This is a genomic window from Sellimonas caecigallum (genome assembly GCF_019754295.1).
In the GTDB taxonomy this organism is placed as follows: Bacteria; Bacillota; Clostridia; order Lachnospirales; family Lachnospiraceae; genus Sellimonas; species Sellimonas caecigallum.
On record NZ_VIRV01000002.1, the window covers coordinates 90613 to 108041 of the forward strand.

Genomic DNA, 17429 nt, shown 5'->3' on the forward strand with positions numbered 1-17429 from the left:
GCTATGATAGAAGTGCACCAGAAATGTATAAAGATTAACAGGGGGTTATGTGTATGGGCGAGGTTCAGTACATGCTTTCCGAAGCCGCCAAAAGAACCGGCGTCAAAAAAGATCTTCTCCTCTACTGGGAAGAATACTTAAGACTGCCTTGCGGCCGTACGGAAAACGGACATCGTTACTATACAAATGAAGACATACGGCTTTTTAGCTGTATCAAAGAACTATTGGAACAAGGTATCCGTATCTCAGATTTGAAAGAAGTGATACCGGATATTTTACATACGAAAGAAACGCTGAAGCAAGATAACGCGGATTCGCCGGAAGCATTTTTTGCCTCCGTGTTCCGAAGTGTACTTTTAGAAAACAACCCTGTACTGGAAAGACAGATCAGTGAGACAGTCACAAAACAGATTTCCCAGGATATGGCTTTCCTGCTCCAGGCAAAAGAACGACAAGAAGAAGAGCGCTACCGGAATCTGGATCATCTGATCCGGCAGCAGCAGACGTACCGGAAAGAGGCTGTAAAAACTGCCCCTGTACGGTTTTGGCACCGTCTGATCGGCGAAGCTTGACAAACTCTTTCCTTTTATAAGAAAGCCCCGGCCTTTTCGGCCAGGGGCTTTCTTTGTACGGCGTCATACTCTCTGCGCCGTTTTTATTCTCTTTTCATATAATTTGCAAACTTTGTATAATTTGGAAGCCAGGTAAGCTCCACTGTCCCGATCGGGCCGTTTCTCTGCTTGGCAATGATGATCTCCGCAATATTCGGGCGATCTGTATCTTTATGGTAATAGTCATCCCGATAGATAAACATAACCACGTCCGCATCCTGCTCTATGGCCCCGGATTCACGGAGGTCTGAAAGCATCGGTCTGTGATCCGGCCTCTGCTCTACCGCACGGCTGAGCTGTGACAGAGCGATGACCGGCACATTCAGTTCTCTGGCAAGTGCCTTCAAAGACCGGGAAATATCTGAGATTTCCTGCTGCCTCGATTCACTCCGTCCTCCCACGCTTCCGCTCATAAGCTGCAGGTAGTCGATAATGATAAGTTCCAGATTATGCTCCAGCTTATACTTTCTGCACTTGGAACGCATCTCAGAAATCGAGATACCCGGAGTATCGTCGATGATCAGGTTGGAACGCCCGATGATGCCGGCGCCTTCAATAAGCTTCTCCCAGTCTGAATCTTTCAGATTTCCTGTCCTGAGCGCCTGGGAATCCACCTGGGATTCCAGCGCAAACAGTCGGTTCACAAGCTGCTCTTTTGACATCTCTAAACTGAAGATCGCCACAGTCTTTTCCACTTTAAACGCCACGTGCTGGGCGATATTCAGTACAAATGCCGTTTTTCCCATGGACGGACGAGCCGCCACAAGTATCAGGTCGGACGGCTGAAGCCCCGACATTTTGTAGTCCAGATCAATAAATCCGGTAGGGATCCCTGTTACGGTCCCTTTACTTTTCGATGCTTTTTCAATTTTCTCAAGGGCATTTAGGACAACCTGTTTGATCGGTACATAATCTCCTGTGCTGCGTCTCTGGAGCAAATCAAAGATATCTTTCTCTGTCCGCTCCAGGATTCCTTCCAAAGGCTCCTTTGACGCGTAACACGTATTTGCAATCCCCTCCGTCATCCGGATGAGCTTTCTGAGCATCGATTTCTCCGCCACGATCTCCGCGTAATACTTGACATTCGCGGATGTCGAAACGGATGTCACGAGATCTCTGGCAAATTCCAGACTCTGGATCTCTTCCGGGACATCCTTTTCCTTAAGTTTTTCCTGAAGCGTAATCAGGTCAACCGGTGTCCCTTCGTTATATAGTTCCACGATAGCGCCGAAGACTGTCCCGTATGTGGACTGGTAAAAATCGTCCCCACTGATGATCTCCGCCGCAGTCATGATTGCTTCTTTATCCATGAGCATTGCAGCCACAACAGACTGCTCCGCTTCCACGCTGTGAGGCATGACCCTTTTGATCAGCGCTTCTTCCATGCCAATTCCTCCTGTCGTCTGTTTCCCTGGGCGAAGGATTATTCTTCCTGCACGGATACTTTCAAGTCAGCGGTTACTTTCGTGTGAAGCTTAACCGGCACGATGTGCATACCCAGCGTCTTGATGGCTTCTTTCATCTGGATCTTCTTCTTATCAATATCGTATCCAAGCTGTTCCTTCACTGCCGCCGCAATCTCTTTGGATGAGACGGATCCAAACGTTCTTCCGCCTTCCCCTGTCTTGATCTTAAGGACCACTTTCTTTTCCTCAATCTCGGCTTTTAATTTCTGTGCAGCTTCAAACTGTTCCTGCGCGATCTTTTCATCGTTTGCCTTCTTCAGCTTGAGATCGTTCAGATTCTTTTTGTTCGCTTCCACTCCCTTTTTCTGCTTTATGATCACGTTTCTTGCATATCCGTCGCTCACTTCCACAATATCGCCCTTTTTTCCGACGGATTTTACGTCTTCCAATAAAATTACTTTCATACCTCGATGTCTCCTCCTTCAATCATGTCGTCGATAACCTGTTTCAGCGTATCGATATCGCCTTCCAGATCTTCATTTTCAAACTGCGCGCCGGCGCTGTTGATATGGCCGCCGCCTCCAATCCGCTCCATAATAATCTGCACGTTGACTTCGTCGATGGAACGGGCGCTTACGTACACTTTTCCGTGGTATTCCGTCAGTACAAACGCCGCTTTTACTTCCTTGATATTCAGAAGCTCGTTGGCTGCCTGCGCTCCCACGATGGTCGGGCTTTCAATCTCCATGCCCGCCCCTCTTGCTATGATAAAGCAATCTCTGTATATCTCAGCATTCCCAATGATATCGGCCTTGGCTCTGTAGGATTCCAGGTCGTCCCGGAATATCTTATGCACATAAGTGATATCTGCACCGTTTCTTCTTAAGAACGCCGCAGCCTCAAATGTCCGCACACCGGTACGGTTCATAAAATTGTTTGTATCAATCATGATACCTGCATAGATACTGTTTGCCTCGATGGTGTCGAGTTTGATATCATCTGCGATATACTGAAGCACTTCCGCCACCATCTCACACGTAGATGATGCGTAAGGTTCGATATAAGACAGGATCGCATTTTCGATCACGTTGCTTCCCTGTCTGTGATGATCCAGAACTGCAATAGTTTTTACTTGTGTAAGCAGCTCTTCACATTCCGTAAGATTTGGTTTGTTGGTATCCACCACAATGACCATCGTATTCTCATCCACAAGTCTGAGCGCTTCCTGAGAGCTGACAAACATGTCGTCCGGGAATTTTTCACTGTTCACAAATTCATTGTAGATCGGCCGGAGCGACATCGTCACTTCGTTAATGACGATATGTGCTTTCTTCTCCAGTGTCCTTGCGATCTTATAAATACCAACTGCCGCGCCAAAAGAGTCCGAATCGCCAAGTTTGTGCCCCATCACGAGAATCTGATCTTTGGCGATCATAAATTCTCGCATCGCTTCTGCCTTGACTCTGGCCTTGACTCGGGTATTCTTAGCCGTCTGCTCTCTCTTGCCGCCGTAATACTTGATTCCTTCCATGCTCTTTACTACCACCTGATCTCCGCCTCTTGCAAGCGCCAGATCGATAGCTACGCGGGCATAATTATAACTCAGTCCATATTTTTCCCCGCTGAAACCAAGGCCAATACTGAGCGTAGCCGGAATCTTGTTTCCGATACTGATCTCTTTCACATCGTCCATGAGGGAAAAATGATCTTCCTCCATATACTGAAAAAACTTTTTCTTGATGACGATAAAATATCTGTCTTTCTCCAGTTTCTTGGCGATCCCATCCATCGTCGCCACATACTGGTTGATCTTCCGGTCGATGAGCGCGATCAGAAGAGACTGCCTTACCTCCTCAACACTGTCGATCACTTCGTCGTAGTTATCGATATAGATAAGCCCGGCAACCATCTTCTGTTCTTCCACTTCCGCCCGTGCCTGGTTAAGGCTGGTTACATCCCTCATATAAAGGGTAATAAAGTATTCCTTTCCTTCCGGGATCTGAAGAACTTCTTCCTTCCTGCTAAATCCCTCTATCGGGACTTTATAAAACTCTGCCACATAATCCCTGTTCTGATAAGTGACTTCCAGGGATGTGCTTTTGTCCTCCTCTTTTGGGAACACACTCCGGTTCAGCGCCGGAATATATTTGCTCAAATACGTATCCGGTCTGAGTCCATTTCCTATGATTTCCGCAAACTGGCTGTTCCCCCAGAGAATCTTTCCGTCGTCCAGCAAAATCGCATACGGCACAGAAAGCTCCCTTAGCAGGATATCCTGCACCCCACCGTACTGGGCGGCAAACTCTACAAGATTTGCTAGCAGCAAAGACCGATTGTAAAAATACAGGATGAATGCAATAACAGCATATACGATCACAAATGCGCTCATCAGAAATCCTGCACTCTGATTGACCATATAAATCCAGATATTCATAATGATCAAAAGGATGGTCATGATTGCCGGCCACTGCATATACAGTTTTAACTGGCCTTTAAAATGAATATTGTCTTTCTTGTTCATCTCTCCGTCCTCAAATCAATAAAGTTGCATGCTATATTATACCACTTTCCGTACATTTTTTAAAGGAATTTGTTTTGCTGCACCTCTTACTGCTTTTCTGTGAGCATTTTGAGGAATTCTACCGCGTTCTCCTTGTTGTGTCCATTCTGCAGCACACACGCATATACCGGTTCATAGGAAACACCTATATTCTCATCCAGATATGCATTGTCCTGGAAAATGGCCGCTTCTCCTTCCACAGTGCCTTCCACCGCCTGTTCCGGCATCATTTCCTCCAGATTTACGAGTCCATCCATTCCCTGATACTCTTCGTAGATTTCTTTCGGACAGATCAGCACATCCACAGACTCTGCACCGATCAATGTCGTCAGCGCGATACGGCTGTTATAATCTTCCTTGGAAGAGGATATATTGGAATTAAACTTTACACTCTGATTTTTCTTTTTTGCTCCCAGCAGTTCTTTGACGTCTTTCTCAAGTCCGGTACGATCCACGTTTCCTCCATCCACGATCGTTACGTTCAGGAGAACTTCCTCCGTTATCCCATGATACATCTGCACTCCTGTACAGATAGCCGCTATGACGAGGGCCAGGACGACGAGCCAGATCTTATAGTACATCCACAGATACTCGATCTTTTCCTTCCATGTCATTTTTTTTAACTTTTCCATCTCAAAACGGCGCTTTTCTTTTCCTTCCATCTGCCTCTCGTATTTTCGGTCCAGCATCTTTCGCTCCTCCTTGTATATGTGAATATTATCCAAAAGGTATTTTGACTCCGGTATCATTATTATGATATTTTCACGGCGAGAAGGCAAGTGAAAGTTTTGTGACGAGTGTCCATCCTATTGATTTTACAGCTGTTTTCCGATATACTTGTTCGCAGGGGCAGTACGATCTGCCTTTTGATATCAGGAGGTTTTTATGAGTCGCTTATTTAATATTGACAATCCATTCATGCAGTTTCTTTCCAGGATGTTTGACCTGATTGTCCTGAACGTGGTGTTTATCTTAAGCTGTATCCCGATTATTACCATCGGCGCCTCTTTGAGTGCACTTTATTCCGTCACACTAAAAATGGTCCGTGGGACAGATTCTTATGTCATAAAAGGATATTTCAAGGCGTTTGCGGCAAATTTCAAACAGGGTACTCTGATGTGGCTTCTTTTTTCCGCCCTTTTCTTCTTTTTGAGGTTCGACTATACCATTGCAGCTTCCCAGAATTCCGGCATGTTCCAGACTGTCCGGATCCTGCTTTTAATGGTCATCCTGGTTCTTGCTGCAGCCTTTTTTTACGTATTTCCGATCGCTTCCCACTTTGTCTGTACGACAAAGCAGCTGATCCGGAATTCCTTTTTGATGAGCATTGGGCACCTGCCGTACACAGCGGTCTTGTTTGTCTACTGCGGAGTTGTTATTTTCCTGGCATCCCGTTCCACATCCCTTTTTGGTGGAGTCATGGGTGTCAGTATGATTTGCGGTTTTTCTGTGACCGCCTACTTTTTCTCTATTATATTCAGTAAAATTTTTAAAAAATACGAACCGGAAGAATCTGATGAGGAGAACAATATATTGGAATAAAAAGTGTGCGCCAAGACGCACACTTTTTTCGTTCCCGCATATGCTGTTATAAACAGACTGCGCATCGGAGGAATGTTGATGCGAGATATGTATATATGTTTATCTGACCTGAAGCCGGGCGAAAGCGGTGTCGTGACTGGCTTTGCAAAGAAGGCTTTTCTTAGGAGGCGCCTTCAGGATCTGGGAATCATCGCCGGTACACCCATCCATTGTATCGGAAAAAGTCCTCTTGGGGATCCGCAGGCTTACCTTGTCCGGAGAACAGTCATTGCTCTCCGTAAAAAAGATGCGGCCCAAATCTTTGTCCGGGAGGTGGCGTAATGGAGCGGACGATCGCGCTGGCCGGCAACCCGAATGTAGGGAAAAGTACTGTCTTCAATGCATTAACCGGAATGAAGCAGCACACCGGCAACTGGCCTGGAAAAACGGTCGCTACTGCAAGCGGAACTTGCATGTGGGACGGATGTCTCTATCGTCTTGTGGATCTGCCAGGCTGCTACTCGCTCTTGGCCCACTCTGAGGAAGAAGAGGTGGCCCGTGATTTTATCTGCTTTTCCCACCCTGATGCCGTGGTAGCGGTATGCGATGCCACTTGTTTGGAGCGAAATCTGAATCTTGTCCTTCAGATTCTGGAAATAACAGACCGGGTCGTACTCTGTGTGAATCTTCAGGATGAGGCAGAAAAAAAGAAAATACGCATCCATCTTTCGTTACTTTCAGAGCGTCTTGGCATCCCCGTAGTCGGCACTTCCGCCAGGGACGGGAAAGGGCTTGCCGATATTTTTCATGCTCTTTCGGATCTGGAGCGCCAACCTTACTTTAGACAGATTACCCGCTATCCGGACATCCTTGAGTCTGCCATCCAGGAAATGGAAAAGACAGCGGCGGATTTTCTTCCGGATCCTTCCATCGCCCGCTGGTGTGCGGTCCGCCTTCTGGAATCTGACGGATATTTCCCGGATGCCCCGAAAGATGAAAAAGGGACTCCTCTTCCGGAAATCCCACAGATCCGCCGGAAGCTTTCCGCTCTTTCAGTGTCCCTTTCTCCTCAAGGATGGAACGCGGAGAAGATCCGGGACTGTATCGCCGAAACATTTATCAAGCGGGCAGAGACACTCTGCAGAGAATGTGTTCGTTTCGAAGATCCTCAATATGCAAAAAAAGACCGGAAGCTTGACTTTCTGTTTACAAGTAAAGCCACCGGTTTTCCTATTATGCTTTTGTTTCTTTTCTTACTATTCTGGATTACCGTGAATGGGGCAAACCTCCCTTCTTCACTTTTGTCTGACGTCCTGTTCTCCGTCGAGGACTGGCTTTATGACACGGCGCGTTCTCTCGGCATACCGGAAACTGTGTACGCTCCTCTGATTTTCGGTATATACCGTGTCCTTGCCTGGGTAATCTCCGTGATGCTTCCTCCTATGGCTATCTTCTTTCCGCTCTTTACTCTTCTGGAAGACTTCGGATATCTTCCTAGAGTAGCCTTTAATCTGGATCGCTGCTTTCAGAAATGCCATGCCTGCGGGAAACAGGCTCTTACGATGTGTATGGGACTGGGATGCAACGCAGTGGGCGTAACCGGATGTCGGATCATTGATTCCCCCCGGGAACGGATGATCGCTGTCCTAACGAACAGTCTTGTACCATGCAACGGTCGTTTTCCAATGATCCTGGCCGTCATCACGATGTTTCTCGCCGGAAACACTGAGGGATTTGCCGCTTCTTTTTTGCCCGCTTTTTTCCTGTCCCTTGTGATTGTCCTCGGGATTGTCATGACGCTTTTGGCCTCCCGTTTCTTGTCTGGAACACTCCTCAAAGGGATGCCTTCTTCCTTTACCTTAGAGCTGCCTCCTTTTCGAAGGCCTCAGTTTGGAAAAGTCATCGTTCGATCTGTGCTTGACAGGACCGTCTTTGTCCTTGGACGTGCGGTCATCACTGCCGCCCCTGCCGGACTCCTCATCTGGATCATGGCCAATGTGACTGTGGGCGATGTTCCCATTCTTACCTATTGTACAGATTTCCTGGATCCCTTTGCGCGGATGCTTGGTCTGGACGGCGTAATTTTAATGTCCTTCATTCTTGGTATGCCTGCAAACGAGATCGTCCTCCCCATCATGCTGATGACTTATCTGTCACAGGGAACGTTGACAGAACTTGCCGATCTTCAAGTCATGAAATCCCTCCTTGTGGAGAACGGCTGGACGTGGATTACAGCGGTCTGTGTGATTCTCTTTTCCTTGATGCACTGGCCCTGTACTACGACCTGTCTTACGATTCGAAAAGAGACGAAGAGCACAAAATGGATGTTCCTGTCTATCCTTCTTCCGGCGGCGATGGGAATGGTTTCCTGCTTTGTCTTTGCCACAGCTGCCCGTTTCTTCTCCGGCATGTTCTGACCCTTCTGTTACGCCACGCGGAAAAATGCTTTCTGTCACACAGGAATCCCTCCAGATCCTGAACGTTTACCACATGGTAAACAGTTTCAGGATCCATTTCCATGTCTTTGGAAATTCCTGCTGGATCAGTCTGCGAACTGTTTCCACATCCATGTCAGAAAAATTCGCATCCTGCAGTATCATTTCTTTTACCCCATTCACACTGTTTCCTATAGCGATATGCCCCACAGCATAGTTCCCCAGGGCAATCTTATTTCCAACTGCCACATTCCCTATTGCATAGAGCCCTACCGCCAGATTCCCAAACGCCAGAATGCCTTTGGCCAAAAAGCCGATGGCCAACACCCCTTTTGCTCTGGCGCCGATCGCGATGATCCCTTCCGCCTTTCCCCTGAATCCGATCCGTACCCCTCCTACATCACTTCTCCCTTCAAAATGGATATGATACAGAGGCAGCCCAAACAGTGTCCGACTGCTCTTGCGTTCATACACCCAGTTCCTTACTTCCTTTACATAGATGACATTTTCTTCTTTCTCCGGTATTTCTTCTTGCCGCTTCAGCAGATAATCCGTCGTCACACCAAACAGATCGCTCATCAGGACAATCTTATCCACATCCGGCACAGATACTCCAAGCTCCCATTTTGACACTGCCTGTCTGCTGACATTCAGCTTTTCGGCCAGGGCTTCCTGGGACATGCCCTTCTTTTTTCTTAATGACTGAATCTTTTCTGATAATTCCATTCGTTCGCACTTTCCTGCCTTTCTGTTTTATTTCCAGCGAAAAACGCCAGTGCTGCAAGGATGTCGACTCCCAAACACTGACGTTATCATATCGTAATATCTATAAATTTTCCAGCAACCGGGGACGGAACTTTGTCAACCGGCAGTTGCAATGGCCAAAATACACCGTTTTAGACCTCGCCTTGATTATCTTTCTTTACAATTTCGCGGATAATCGATTCAATGTCCTGCCCGTTGATAGAGACGTCCTGAATATCGCTGGATGCGGATACATAGTTCATGATCTCCATGCTGTCCGTCTTTTCCACGTCGTATTCCAGCACAAGATTTGTTTCCCCTACATCGAGCACTCGGACGTCCGGGATGGCAAACTCCTTCCCTTTGCTCCACGGATTGTCTGCAAGATCAAATGTAATCTGCTTTTTCTTCGTGAAATTCTTTCTGACTGCCCCGATCTTGTCATCGATAACGATCTTTCCGTGATTGATCAGGATGATTCTCTGGCACAGAGATTCGATATCCTGAAAATCGTGGGACGTCACGATAAAGGTCGTGTGTCTGTCCTCGTTCATCTTCTGGATAAAACGTCGGATCTTCAGTTTCGATTCACTGTCCAGCCCAATCGTCGGCTCATCCAGATAGACGATCTCCGGATTGTGGAGAAATGCCGCTGCAATGTTGCACTTCATTTTTTGTCCAAGGGAAAGCTGTCTCTCCGGCACCTGGATAATACGCTCCATATCAAGGAGATCTATGAATTCTTCCAGATTGTCCCGAAATGTTTTTTCCGGGATCTCATATAGTTTCTGAAGGACACGGTATGACTCCATGACCGGCACATCCCACCATAACACGGATCGGTTTCCAAAGACGACTCCCGTCCTTTTATTGATCTTCATCCTGTTTTTTCGAGGCTCAAGGCCATCGATCTTGATCGTTCCTGCAGTCGGTGTAAGGACGCCGGAAAGCATCTTGATGGTAGTGGATTTTCCGCTTCCGTTTGGGCCTACATACCCTACGGCCTCCCCTTTCTCAATCCCCAGATTGATATCGTCTACCGCCCGGAAGATCTCATAATCCGGCCGGAACATACTTCCGAGCGCCTTCAGGAGGGTACCCGGGTCTCTTTTTCGTTTATACTCTTTTACCAGATGGTTTACTTCGATCTGCATCATGTCTGTTCACTCCTTATGTTCCTGTGCTGTTGTAGCCTTTTAACCCAAGTCTCCATACAATGCTCGCTGCTCCCGCCACGAATGCCGCAACGGCTGGAAGCAGGATCTCCACCGGCATGTCCGTCTTCCCGAGGAGACACAGCACCGGGTAATAGGCGATAAATCCCAGCGGAAGAATGTACGTGAAAAATCCCTGGATGAAAGCCGGAAATACATGCAGCGGATACTTCACAAACTCTCTGCATGTCTGGACAAATTCTGCCAGGTCGCTCCCCTGGACGATCCAGAAATTCAGGCTGTTAAAAAGCGTGTAGATACCTGAATTGATCAATGTCCCGCATATCACATACTCCACAAGAACAAAGGCGGTGTGGAGATTGAGCGGGACATGTGCACCCCGTGCCGACCAAAGAAAAATCCCAATGTAGACGAGCATGCTTAAAACCGCCTGAAAATGCATGCGGTTCCCCACCATCTGCACGAACGGGGATGCCGGACGGACAAGATAGACATCCATCTCCCCTCTCCGGATCATAGAATCGATACTCCACACATTGTCAAAAAATGCCATACTGATGGCTTCAATGACTGCGCACATGGAAAAGAGCAGGCAAATCTCATAGAAACTCCAGGCTCCAAGACTTCCCATGACGCTTGCAATTGCCAGAATCCCTACAAATCCGGCAGCCTCCCTAAGAAGCATGGAAATGATCCATATGACCGTATCCGCAGGATACTGGGTTGTTGTCAGCAGCCCGATTCTCATATAGGCCTTCCAAAGTCTGCCATAATATCTCAATCTCATCTCATCAGCCTCCCTGCACAACAACTTTTTTGATCGCAAACCGGTAGAATGCCAGAACGCCCAGTCCGAGCAAGATCGCCCATATGATCTGCAGCCCGATAAACTGCACGGCCTGGTTCCAATCATATTTTCCAAGATAAATAGAAGCCGGCACGGAAACCATTCCTGCAAACGGCATGTAGTTCAGCACCTGGGCAACCTCGTCCGGAAAAAGGAATAGCGGCACCACCCCTCCGGACAAAATAGAAAGGAGGGCGCTCTTCGTAAAGGTAAGTCCCCATACATTCAATGTAAAAAAGCCGATCAGTCCCACCGTCACTTCTATCCAGAACAGTATCACAATGGAGACAAGCACACTCATCCCGAAAAGCAGCAACTGTCCTGCTCCCGCCGGCCCTGTACCTCCAAGGATCAAAGTTGCGAGAATACTGATCGGTATACCTTTGAAAAGGAGAAAGAATAAAAATTCTCCAATCCTTTTCCCAAAAAGATTATATAAAAGCGGTACAGGCCGCAGGAGTTCTACCACAATATTTCCTTTGTACACCCATTCGGAAAATTCCCGGTCGATCCCACCTGAAAACTGGGAAGAAAGAACACGGGAAATGATGACGTATGTAGTCATCTGAGCCGCCGTAAAACCGTTTAGTTCTTCTCTTGTCCGGAAGACATATTTCCACAGAAAGTAGTAGATCAAGATCGAAACCGCAGTTCCGAATATATTGAACCAGAAGGCTTTGATATAAGCAAATTTTGTCATAAAAGCCATCCGCATCAGATAGTAAAATTTCTTCATGTTCAAACCCTCTTTTGCTTTGTTTGCTTTCTATAAAATTATATCATTCCAGCTTCCGGAAACGCCATAGCGGTTTTAGTCAATAACCATTGCAATTTCTCATATTTTCACGCATTTCTTGAAAAAACCTTCCACTTTTCATAGCAAAATAGTATAATTATCATATTGTGATACAGAGGTGAACAGACATGTTTCAAAACAGCGATATTACATTAAAAGACATCGAAAAAGAAGCACAGGATCTTGCCTTCCACTCCAGCGGTATCGACCAGTGCGTCAGCGGGAACCTGTACGGGCCCAGAGTGCGGCGTTATCATCTGATCCATTTCGTGCTCTCCGGCTGCGGCATCCTTCGGATCGATTCCAAGCGGCTGAAGGTAAAAGCGGGACAGGCCTTCTATATCCCGGCCGGAGCATCCGCTTCCTATCAGGCAGACACACAGCATCCATGGAAGTATTGCTGGATCGGATATCATGGAACGATGGCCTCCTACTATACATCCCATATCTTCGGCGATTCTTTTGTGACTGACATCCAGGATGTAACCGTGTATGAGAAAAAGATCATGCGCCTGCTTTCCTGCACGGATCATCGGATCCAACCGGATTTTCAATTTCTTCCGGAAACCTTTCCGATCTCATGGTTTTCAGAGGCAAAGACGCTGCACCAGCACCTCAGGATTGCCGGACTTTTAAAAGAATTTTTCGCGGACCTGATCTTGGAGAAAAATTCAGATTTCGACAATGTCTCGACTGCCAGCTACGCAAACCAGATCAAAGCATACATAGAAAAGCACTACAGCGAACACATTAAAATCCAGGATATCTCCGACTTCCTCGGACTAAATCCTCACTATGTTACCGCTGTTTTTAAAAAGAAATTTGGCCTGACACCAAAGCGCTATCTCACAGAAATCCGTGTGGAAAAAGCAAAAGCCTTCCTGGCAGATACCGAATACCCGCTTCAGGTCATCGCCAACGCAGTGGGACTTGAGAATCCATTTTCCTTTTCCCGGCTTTTTAAGTCCATGACCGGTGTCTCTCCATCCGAATACCGGAAAAACTTTCCAAACAGAAGTGCTTTCTGATAACCGCCGCTTTCTATAAAATATCCCCGCAGGATTCCATATTTTTCCAGGATTCCTGCGGGGATTTTCTATTGCCCTTTATTTGATGATATCTGGTCCTAACAGAAGGACATTTTCTAATTCCATTTCCTCTTTTGGATTCAGATCAGTCAGAGCTTTCATTGTGATGACTGAAAGCTGGCCGCTGCCATTATAGAGCGGTTTGTCTCCACGGTTTGCAAACGCCAGGTTTACATATGCTGTTCCGTCTGAGTAGGCTTTATTCACAGTAAGATTTTCCATCTGTTCTGCTGCTTTCTCCTGATCCACAGAAACAAATTCCAGTTTCGCCGGATCATAGTGAAGCACTTTTCCGTAGGCATTCAGGTTTGAAACCTCCTCTGCCTGCACTGCGATGGCAAATGTTTCTCCCGCTTTGACCGCTTCTTTATCTGGTACAAGACGGATTTGTCCTTCGGCAGTTCCGGACTGTTTTGTGCCGCCGTCCAGTTTAAACATGGTGTATGCGTAATCATATACATCATAGATACCATTGTTATTTATATCGCCGCCGCGTTTCTGGATCTGATCCACAAAGTTGGATCCATCTTTTACGGAAGTTCCCAGATAGTTCTTCATGTTTGTATAGTCGCCTTCTGAGACCTCTGCATTTTTGTTCGTACTTCCCACTGCAAACGGTTTTGTGCCGTCTTTTTTGTAGACTGGAAGTTCATGGGATGCAAAGAAGTTGCGGATAGACTGTACGATCTCGAGTTTCACATACCGTGCCAGCACTCCGTTAAGCGGTACTGTCTTTGCGTTTTCCTCCACTTCAAGATCTGTGTTGTATGTCCATTCTTCTTGTTCTGCCCCGTTCCATTCGAGCTTCCAGTTTCTTCCGTCGAGACTGGAGTAGACATTCATGCGCTGTACCGTACCACTTCCATAGCTGTCTCTCGGATAGTATTCAAATTTATCCAGTTCGTATGCAGCTCCAAAATCATAGATAAACGGAATCTTGCCGCCTACAACATCATCTGCAGAGAAGAACAAGCCGCGGAAACTGTGATCTGTCGCATATTTAAGCGGACCGGCCTCATCGCTTCCTGTCCATGTAATTGTTCCGGACGCCCCGATTTCATTTCTCCACGGATCGGAAAGAGAGCTTGTCGTGACTTCCTCACTCCATCTGGAATATCCTTCCGTATTTCTTGCGCGCACACAGTATGTGTGGGCAGAGTTGTATTCCAGTTCATCGTGCAGATAGGATGCATGATCTCCCATTGCATAGAGCTGTCCGTCCACGAGCATTTCGTAAGATGTCGCGCCCTCTGCCTTTGTCCATTCCAGCCAGATGCTGGAAGCTGTCTTTTTGTCTTCCGGAATAGAAAGTACCGGAACCGGAAGATTTGCATTTTCTTTGTCTGCCTTCCTCACGATCTCATTGACATATCCGCCGACCACAACTGTCTGTTCCTCTTTTTGTGTATCAACAGGTGCCATCTTCACATAAAGTTTCGGTGCTGTCCGAACATCCGCCATGATATGCTCGAATTCTTTTTCTTCGGCGGAGGCATATGTTTCAAGCTTCGGAGATGGATCGTAGAAGAATACCGCCTCATGAGCTTCCGGTTTGGCTGCATCAAATGCTTCCTTGCTGGCCGCCTCTGTCATATGCAGATTTTCAGATCCGCTTCTGGCTTCCACATATTCTGGTTTTTGGGACAGGTTCACGATAAACGTCGTATTTCTCACTGCTTCGTACCCTTCGTACTCTCCGACTGAAGGTTCTGCTGTCAAAGTTGCCGTTGTCCCTTCCACGTTTGCCGTGTATGTGGTGGAGACGTGGCTTCCGTAGGAAACATGGTCGATCGTTCCGTACGCCTCGTCTTCTTTTGTTTCGTTTGTGATATATTTTCCGTCATCTTCATATACGGTATATCTGCTGGATCTTGCTGGCCAGAATTCGACAATTCTGTTTTCCTTGCAGATTTCATCCGGTGTATTGTTTTCCTCATACATCGGGAGGATTGCACCATTTTTCACAAATACCGGAAGTTTCCAAAGCGGTACTGCAAAATTATTGATTACCTGTCCGCCTTCATACTTCTCTCCTGTCAGATAATCGATCCAGATCTGATCTTTGTCCGGGAGATAAATGTGGTTTCTCACGTCATTTCCCATCTCATCTGCCGCAATATTTTGGTATACCGGAGCCACCAGAATGCTGCTTCCCAGCATGAACTGGTACTGCATGGATCTGCTGTATGCGTAATCATCATTCGGATATTCCAGGAACATGGCTCTTACCATCGGAAGTCCGGTATCATCATTTCCGGTATCCAGATTTGCCGCGGACGCCGCGCACGTATAAATATATGGCATCAGCTCAGACTTTTTCTTCATATACATCCGGTTGATCCCTGTGTACGGATCGCCAAATGTAAACGGTGCTTTCATATAACTTCCCCATCCGTCCATGTTGAGCATCTGAGGAGTAAAGGATTTCCACTGATAATCACGGGCTGCGATCAATGCCTTCCCTCCGAAAATACCGTCCATGTCACTTCCGATATTTGGATTTCCGCTTAAGGAACTTCCGATATAAGTCGGGATATGGAAACGGATGTACTCCCAGTTTCCGCCAGTCTGATCTCCGCTCCACACACTGTTGAAGCGCTGGGATCCAGCCCATCCGTCCAGGGAGATGATATTCGGGCGGAACTGCTGTGACGTCGTAATGACATCATACGCTGTCTTCACACCGTTTAACTGGAAAGAGTATCCCGGTCCTACCCAGGCTACGTCTGTTTTCAATGTAGTAGCTCCACCTTTGGTAACTTCTTTTCGGAAGTCACGGAGCAGATGCCAGTATGTCTGCGGATCTGAATCCGGGGAAAGATTGCTCTCCGTCCAAAGTCCGGACGCCACCCCTTTGCTGTTCGCATATTCAGTAAATTTTGCGAGATTTTCCACGTTGGCATCGACAGCTGCAATTCTCTCTTCAGAACTGCTTCCGTCCTCGTTTACTCCACCTTGCACATAATATCCATTCTGGCCGTACCCTCCGCCGTATCCGTCATTCGGAAGGAAGTATCCAAGCGGCATATCGTAGCGGATATATTCATCCAGTACTGCTCTTGCGGAATATTCATACGGTGTATCTACATTTGCAGGATAATGTTCTGTGGCCACTGTCGGCTGCTCTCCGTTTAAAGATTCGGAGTGCTGTCCTTCGCTCAGGCGATATCCCGTAGCCATGCCGCTTTCATACCTTGTTTTCCCTTCGCTCTGATGGCTGTCTGTCCCTTTGACATTCCATGCTTTGGCACCGGATTCATCTGACCAGGAATCTCTGTTGTAACAGTTTAAATGTCCTTCGTAAAATCCGTACTCCGGAAGAAGCATCGGATTTCCGGTCACATGATAATAGTGTCTCAGAAGCTCCTGAGTAACCGTTCTTCCGTCGTTCTGTCCAGATACAAAATAATATGCGCTCAGTCTGTTTTCTTTATGCGCCGCCCGAACAGCCGCATGTTCTGTCTCTCCGAAATCATAGGATCCATCTGAGAACGTGTTGCGCAGAACGCCATATCCTCCGGTTGTATAGTAGAATGGGTTTGGAGATGCTACTCCTCCGTCCATCCAGGCACTTTCGTTCACGATCTGGATCGTCTTTCCTGTATGTACAAAACGTCCGTTCTGCGTTCCTCCTCCGTAGAAATTTTCCTCTTCCTTACGGATTATGGTCTGGATCGTCTCTTCTCCGGTAAAAGTCAGCGCTTCCGCTTCTTCCATAACCGTCTTTTCTCCGATCCGGACTTTCATTTTGGCTTCGGACTTGTCAAAAATGACTGCAGTATCGCCGCAAACGATCTGATAAGTACTTTCGTCCTCCATGATTTTTACTTCCGGCTTTGCGTATGCGTCTGATTCATCCGGATACTGCTGGATCTTTGCCGTGTGTTCTTCCTCTCTTGGCTTTGCGTAGCTTTCGAACTGTCCGTCCGGGCTTACATCATAACGGAAAATCCCTTCTTCCAGAAAAATCACTCTTCCCTTTATTCCATCCTGAAACAAAATATGGACAATATGTCCTTCTGAAACGTCTTTGCTCATGGACTCCACTTTACACAGACGTCCCTGAAAAGACTGCTCCATCTCATTCATCATTGAGTTCCTCCTTTTTTCGTATCCATACAGATGCTGTATTTTTCTTTTCTCAACTCACACATTATCTTATCAAAATTGATGTAAAAGCGCTATAAGCATCTCTGTTTTCTGTTCAATATGACAAAATAATTGTACTTATGTATAAGTTGTATAA

General features: G+C 46.9%; 14 protein-coding genes. 5 read left to right on the forward strand and 9 right to left on the reverse strand.

Features of this window, described 5'->3' with window-relative positions:
• The first annotated feature begins 53 nt into the window (after window positions 1-53).
• Window positions 54-572, forward strand: coding sequence for a MerR family transcriptional regulator (locus FLB61_RS02920; protein ID WP_087209985.1), 519 nt, complete (start codon window positions 54-56; stop codon window positions 570-572).
• Between the two features lie 83 nt (window positions 573-655).
• Here the strand turns inward: FLB61_RS02920 and dnaB are convergent, their stop codons facing one another.
• The 4 genes from dnaB to FLB61_RS02940 all read right to left on the reverse strand — a co-directional run bounded on the left by dnaB (window position 656) and on the right by FLB61_RS02940 (window position 5266).
• Window positions 656-1996 carry a replicative DNA helicase gene (gene dnaB / locus FLB61_RS02925; RefSeq protein ID WP_087199918.1) on the reverse strand — a complete coding sequence of 447 codons (1341 nt, stop codon included), beginning with the start codon at window positions 1994-1996 and terminating at the stop codon, window positions 656-658.
• A gap of 38 nt (window positions 1997-2034) precedes the next feature.
• Entirely contained in the window at window positions 2035-2481 is a 447-nt protein-coding gene (gene rplI / locus FLB61_RS02930; protein WP_087209988.1) for a 50S ribosomal protein L9, read from the reverse strand.
• Window positions 2478-4538, reverse strand: a complete 2061-nt coding sequence (locus FLB61_RS02935; protein WP_087199922.1) for a DHH family phosphoesterase — start codon at window positions 4536-4538, stop codon at window positions 2478-2480. The genes rplI and FLB61_RS02935 overlap by 4 nt, the downstream gene beginning before the upstream one ends.
• An 86-nt stretch (window positions 4539-4624) precedes the next feature.
• The gene (locus tag FLB61_RS02940; RefSeq protein ID WP_221919356.1) at window positions 4625-5266 is read right to left on the reverse strand and encodes a hypothetical protein; all 642 of its coding nucleotides are present in this window, start codon (window positions 5264-5266) and stop codon (window positions 4625-4627) included.
• Between the two features lie 196 nt (window positions 5267-5462).
• Between FLB61_RS02940 and FLB61_RS02945 the strand changes: the two genes are divergently transcribed.
• The 3 genes from FLB61_RS02945 to feoB all read left to right on the forward strand — a co-directional run bounded on the left by FLB61_RS02945 (window position 5463) and on the right by feoB (window position 8515).
• Window positions 5463-6119 carry a YesL family protein gene (locus FLB61_RS02945; protein WP_221919357.1) on the forward strand — a complete coding sequence of 219 codons (657 nt, stop codon included), beginning with the start codon at window positions 5463-5465 and terminating at the stop codon, window positions 6117-6119.
• 78 nt (window positions 6120-6197) lie between these two features.
• Entirely contained in the window at window positions 6198-6440 is a 243-nt protein-coding gene (locus FLB61_RS02950; RefSeq protein WP_204244128.1) for a FeoA family protein, read from the forward strand.
• Window positions 6440-8515, forward strand: coding sequence for a ferrous iron transport protein B (feoB, locus tag FLB61_RS02955; protein WP_221919358.1), 2076 nt, complete (start codon window positions 6440-6442; stop codon window positions 8513-8515). Before FLB61_RS02950 ends, feoB begins: the two co-directional genes overlap by 1 nt.
• 66 nt (window positions 8516-8581) lie before the next feature.
• Here the strand turns inward: feoB and FLB61_RS02960 are convergent, their stop codons facing one another.
• The 4 genes from FLB61_RS02960 to FLB61_RS02975 all read right to left on the reverse strand — a co-directional run bounded on the left by FLB61_RS02960 (window position 8582) and on the right by FLB61_RS02975 (window position 12035).
• Window positions 8582-9259, reverse strand: a complete 678-nt coding sequence (locus tag FLB61_RS02960; protein WP_087209998.1) for a helix-turn-helix domain-containing protein — start codon at window positions 9257-9259, stop codon at window positions 8582-8584.
• Between the two features lie 170 nt (window positions 9260-9429).
• The gene (locus FLB61_RS02965; protein ID WP_221919359.1) at window positions 9430-10434 is read right to left on the reverse strand and encodes an ABC transporter ATP-binding protein; all 1005 of its coding nucleotides are present in this window, start codon (window positions 10432-10434) and stop codon (window positions 9430-9432) included.
• A gap of 13 nt (window positions 10435-10447) precedes the next feature.
• Window positions 10448-11239: an ABC transporter permease gene (locus FLB61_RS02970; RefSeq protein WP_221919360.1), complete on the reverse strand. Its 792-nt coding sequence runs from the start codon at window positions 11237-11239 to the stop codon at window positions 10448-10450.
• A gap of 4 nt (window positions 11240-11243) precedes the next feature.
• On the reverse strand, window positions 11244-12035 hold the full coding sequence (locus FLB61_RS02975; protein WP_221919361.1) for an ABC transporter permease: 792 nt from the start codon (window positions 12033-12035) through the stop codon (window positions 11244-11246).
• A 188-nt stretch (window positions 12036-12223) separates the two neighbouring features.
• Here FLB61_RS02975 and FLB61_RS02980 point away from each other — a divergent pair, with 188 nt between their 5' ends.
• Window positions 12224-13123 carry an AraC family transcriptional regulator gene (locus tag FLB61_RS02980; protein WP_221919362.1) on the forward strand — a complete coding sequence of 300 codons (900 nt, stop codon included), beginning with the start codon at window positions 12224-12226 and terminating at the stop codon, window positions 13121-13123.
• 78 nt (window positions 13124-13201) lie between these two features.
• On the opposite strand, the gene FLB61_RS02985 is transcribed toward FLB61_RS02980, so the two are convergent.
• Window positions 13202-17275: a TIM-barrel domain-containing protein gene (locus FLB61_RS02985; protein ID WP_221919363.1), complete on the reverse strand. Its 4074-nt coding sequence runs from the start codon at window positions 17273-17275 to the stop codon at window positions 13202-13204.
• Window positions 17276-17429: the final 154 nt, after the last annotated feature.

What these genes read in the sequence shown, in the direction of transcription:
- FLB61_RS02935 (WP_087199922.1), bottom strand. Translation starts at nt 4,538, where the DNA reads ATGAACAAGAAAGACAATATTCATTTTAAAGGCCAGTTAAAACTGTAT.
- FLB61_RS02965 (WP_221919359.1), bottom strand. Translation starts at nt 10,434, where the DNA reads ATGATGCAGATCGAAGTAAACCATCTGGTAAAAGAGTATAAACGAAAA.
- FLB61_RS02985 (WP_221919363.1), bottom strand. Translation starts at nt 17,275, where the DNA reads ATGATGAATGAGATGGAGCAGTCTTTTCAGGGACGTCTGTGTAAAGTG.
- dnaB (WP_087199918.1), bottom strand. Translation starts at nt 1,996, where the DNA reads ATGGAAGAAGCGCTGATCAAAAGGGTCATGCCTCACAGCGTGGAAGCG.
- FLB61_RS02975 (WP_221919361.1), bottom strand. Translation starts at nt 12,035, where the DNA reads ATGAAGAAATTTTACTATCTGATGCGGATGGCTTTTATGACAAAATTT.
- FLB61_RS02920 (WP_087209985.1), top strand. Translation starts at nt 54, where the DNA reads ATGGGCGAGGTTCAGTACATGCTTTCCGAAGCCGCCAAAAGAACCGGC.
- FLB61_RS02950 (WP_204244128.1), top strand. Translation starts at nt 6,198, where the DNA reads ATGCGAGATATGTATATATGTTTATCTGACCTGAAGCCGGGCGAAAGC.
- rplI (WP_087209988.1), bottom strand. Translation starts at nt 2,481, where the DNA reads ATGAAAGTAATTTTATTGGAAGACGTAAAATCCGTCGGAAAAAAGGGC.
- FLB61_RS02970 (WP_221919360.1), bottom strand. Translation starts at nt 11,239, where the DNA reads ATGAGATTGAGATATTATGGCAGACTTTGGAAGGCCTATATGAGAATC.
- feoB (WP_221919358.1), top strand. Translation starts at nt 6,440, where the DNA reads ATGGAGCGGACGATCGCGCTGGCCGGCAACCCGAATGTAGGGAAAAGT.
- FLB61_RS02945 (WP_221919357.1), top strand. Translation starts at nt 5,463, where the DNA reads ATGAGTCGCTTATTTAATATTGACAATCCATTCATGCAGTTTCTTTCC.
- FLB61_RS02980 (WP_221919362.1), top strand. Translation starts at nt 12,224, where the DNA reads ATGTTTCAAAACAGCGATATTACATTAAAAGACATCGAAAAAGAAGCA.
- FLB61_RS02960 (WP_087209998.1), bottom strand. Translation starts at nt 9,259, where the DNA reads ATGGAATTATCAGAAAAGATTCAGTCATTAAGAAAAAAGAAGGGCATG.
- FLB61_RS02940 (WP_221919356.1), bottom strand. Translation starts at nt 5,266, where the DNA reads ATGCTGGACCGAAAATACGAGAGGCAGATGGAAGGAAAAGAAAAGCGC.